At 40.7% G+C, this 1,962-nt stretch carries 3 protein-coding genes and 1 riboswitch; of the genes, 2 read left to right on the top strand and 1 reads right to left on the bottom strand.

The features are described from left to right. Positions 1 to 130: 130 nt before the first annotated feature. A complete protein-coding gene (locus B4C08_RS05855; RefSeq protein WP_296663918.1) occupies positions 131 to 256 on the bottom strand; it encodes a hypothetical protein in 126 nt (41 codons plus the stop codon). A gap of 29 nt (positions 257 to 285) precedes the next feature. Next, positions 286 to 396, top strand: a riboswitch (TPP riboswitch). 49 nt (positions 397 to 445) lie between these two features. Here B4C08_RS05855 and thiM point away from each other — a divergent pair. After that, positions 446 to 1,264, top strand: a complete 819-nt coding sequence (gene thiM, locus B4C08_RS05860; protein WP_296663921.1) for a hydroxyethylthiazole kinase — start codon at positions 446 to 448, stop codon at positions 1,262 to 1,264. Further along, positions 1,251 to 1,907 (top strand): thiamine phosphate synthase, encoded by a 657-nt coding sequence (thiE, locus tag B4C08_RS05865; RefSeq protein ID WP_296663924.1) that lies wholly within the window; start codon positions 1,251 to 1,253, stop codon positions 1,905 to 1,907. The genes thiM and thiE overlap by 14 nt, the downstream gene beginning before the upstream one ends. Positions 1,908 to 1,962: the final 55 nt, after the last annotated feature.

A 1,962-nucleotide genomic window follows, 5' to 3' on the forward strand; every position in this document is an offset into this window, starting at 1 on the left:
ATGACACTTAAATTACTGTTCTTATCAAAACTCGACATTTGGGCAATTTAAGTAAAGTTTTCGCGAAGGAACGGTTCTTGGGACAAAAACACTCTGATTGTTGCGACCGCATGAGCGGGCAATTCTATAGTTACTTTGCAACAATCAGCGTGTAGCGCATTATTGCGTGATTTTGAACCAGGAAATCGTGACTGAAAGCCAGCTTTATGCTGAATGCATTTACAATGCGTTTGCCCTGATAATGACAGTAAAACATATTGAAATTATCCGCAATTTTTTTATAATAGCTAATGCACGGGGAGCTTGCTCAAAGCTTGCTGAGAGTAGGATGTATTCCTTGACCCGCAAACCTGATTTGGATAATGCCAACGTAGGGACTTGCTAAAAACAAACCTCTTTAAATTCAGCGTTGAATTATTCAAATGAACTTTTTAAAGAGGCCGATATGTTTAAAGAATGTCTTGATTCAGTAAGAAAAAATTCCCCGCTCATCCACAACATCACAAATTATGTAACAGTCAACGATGTTGCAAACGCAATTCTCGCAATGGGAGCAAGTCCGATAATGGCTGATGAAAAAAAAGAAGCCGCAGAAATAACTTCAATTTGCAGCGGTCTGAACATAAACATCGGAACGCTCAACCGCAACACAATAAGAGCCATGTTTGCAGCCGGAAAAAAAGCGCAGAGCCTGAGCCACAAAATTCTGTTAGATCCAGTTGGAGCCGGAGCAAGCACGCTTAGAACAAAAACAGCCCTTTCACTTATAAGCAAAATCAACTTTGACGTAATCCGCGGAAATATTTCAGAAATAAAAACTCTTGCAACCGGAAGCGGAAAAACAAAAGGCGTGGACGCAAACATTGAAGATGCAGTTTCAGAAAGCAACCTTGAAGCCGCTATTGCATTTGCAAAAAATTTCGCGGAAAGACAAAACTGCGTTGTCGCAATCACAGGCGCAATCGATTTAGTTTCAGACAGAAAAAAATGCTTTGTCATCAGAAACGGCAAACCGCAGATGGGGCGCATAACGGGAACTGGATGCCAGCTAAGCGGAATTATGACAGCTTTTATTTGCGCAGGAAAAAACACACTTGAATCTAGCGCGGCGGCAGTTTGTGCAATGGGACTTGCCGGTGAAATCGCATGGAAAAAAATGCAGGAAGGCGACGGAAATTCAACTTACAGAAACAAAATCATAGACGCGCTTTTCAACATGACAGGAGAAGAACTTGAAGCAGGCGCAAAATATGAAATCCGCTGAACTAAAAAATTCTCTTTTGCTTTATGCCGTTACAGACAGAGCTTGGCTTGGAAAAAATTTCTGCTGCGAAACTTTATGCGATGCTGTTTTGCAGGCAATCGAAGGCGGCGCAACTTTGGTTCAACTTAGGGAAAAAGAACTTTCAGAAAAAGAATTTTTAGACGAAGCATTCAGCATAAAAGAAATTTGCACTTCAAAAAAAATTCCTTTAATCATAAATGACAATGTGAAAATCGCAAAAGAAACAGACGCTTTCGGAGTTCACATCGGGCAAAGCGACATGGAATTAAAGGAAGCAAGAAAAATTTTAGGCGCAAAAAAAATAATCGGAGTTTCGTGCCAGACAGTTGAACAAGCTTTGCAGGCAGAAAAAAACGGAGCGGACTATCTTGGAGTTGGAGCAGTTTTTTCAACATCCACAAAAACGGATGCAGACAATGTTCCGCTTTCAACTCTAAAAGATATTTGCCAGTCTGTAAAAATTCCTGTTGTCGCAATAGGAGGAATTTCTCTGCAAAACATGAGCCAGCTTAAAGGCAGCGGAATCGCAGGAGTTTCAGTTATAAGCGCAATTTTCGCACAGCAAGAAATCAAAAGCGCAACAAAAGAACTCAAGGCTTTAGCAAAAAAACTAATAGACTGAAATATTTTATTGTCATTCCCGTGCTACGGCACTGCGATGTTTACGCAGTAAACTC

Origin of the sequence: Treponema sp. UBA753, assembly GCF_002297325.1 — a bacterium.
Taxonomy (GTDB): domain Bacteria; phylum Spirochaetota; class Spirochaetia; order Treponematales; family Treponemataceae; genus Treponema_D.